The 1065-nt window shown below is 69.9% G+C and carries 2 protein-coding genes; both read left to right on the forward strand.

Going from position 1 to position 1065, the window contains the following annotated elements:
- Positions 1-350, forward strand: a 350-nt coding sequence (locus ACTS11_RS05665; protein ID WP_442639364.1) for a biotin/lipoyl-containing protein, incomplete at its 5' end; no start/stop codon positions are given.
- Positions 351-480: 130 nt separating this feature from the next.
- The coding region (locus ACTS11_RS05670; RefSeq protein ID WP_442639365.1) for a hypothetical protein at positions 481-1065 on the forward strand (585 nt) is incomplete at its 3' end.

Consider the following 1065-nt stretch of genomic DNA (forward strand, 5'->3'; position numbering starts at 1 on the left):
CCATCGGCGAGACCAACGACCAGGGCGAGGCCAAGGTCTTCTTCGAGCTGAACGGCCAGCCCCGGACGATCCGGGTGCCGAACCGCAAGATCGCCGCCACCCAGGTCAAGCGCCCGAAGGCCGAGAACGGCAACCCCGCCCATGTCGGCGCGCCGATGCCCGGCGTCGTGGCGACGGTCGCGGTCGCGGCCGGCCAGAAGGTGAAGCAGGGCGACCTTCTCCTGACCATCGAGGCGATGAAAATGGAGACGGGCATCCACGCCGAGCGCGACGCCACGGTGAAGGCCGTCCACGTCAGCGCGGGCGGCCAGATCGACGCCAAGGACCTGCTCCTCGAGTTCGACGCCTGAGCCGCGCACGGCCCGCCCCGTCCGCATTTCGGCCGCACCGGGGCGCGGTTTCGCCCGCACCCTGCCCTTTTCCCGCCCGACGCCGCCTGTATCGAATCGTTAAGGGGCGTTTAACCAGGGAACGAGTGCCATGCGGCTCCTCAATTTTCTCAAGTCGGACTCGGGCGCCGTCACGGTCGACTGGGTCATGCTCACCGGCGCGACCACCGGCCTCGGCCTCGCCACGATGGGCGTCGTCTCCACCGGCGTCGAGAGCCTTTCGGATCGCACCTCGAACACGCTCGGCGCCATCACGATCTCCGACCGGTTCGCGGAGCTCTTCCAGGCGGTGCAACTCGCCGCCAGCGACTTCTCCAACGGCAACGCCGGCGGCTGGACCGGCGCCTCCGTGTCGAACGTGGGCGGCCTTCTGGGCGAGCTCCTGCGGATCGGGCCGAACGGCCTCGCCGAGGTCACGCTGGACGTGCCCGCGGGCGCCTCGGAGGCGGTGTTCACCTTCAGCCTGATCGGCGGCGACAGCCTCGACAGCGAATCCGCCACCGTCATGATCAACGGCCAGCCGGTCACCATCGCCACGGGCAACCACGGCGCGATCTCCTGGGCGGGGCAGGACGTGCCCGGCGTGACGGTGGAGACGAACGTGCTGAGCCAGGGCTCCGAACTCGGCGGGGCGACCACCGAGACCTGGCGCGAGTCCGTCACCACCGTCAGCATC

Origin of the sequence: Roseicyclus sp., from assembly GCF_052168335.1 — a bacterium.
In the GTDB taxonomy this organism is placed as follows: domain Bacteria; phylum Pseudomonadota; class Alphaproteobacteria; order Rhodobacterales; family Rhodobacteraceae; genus Roseibacterium.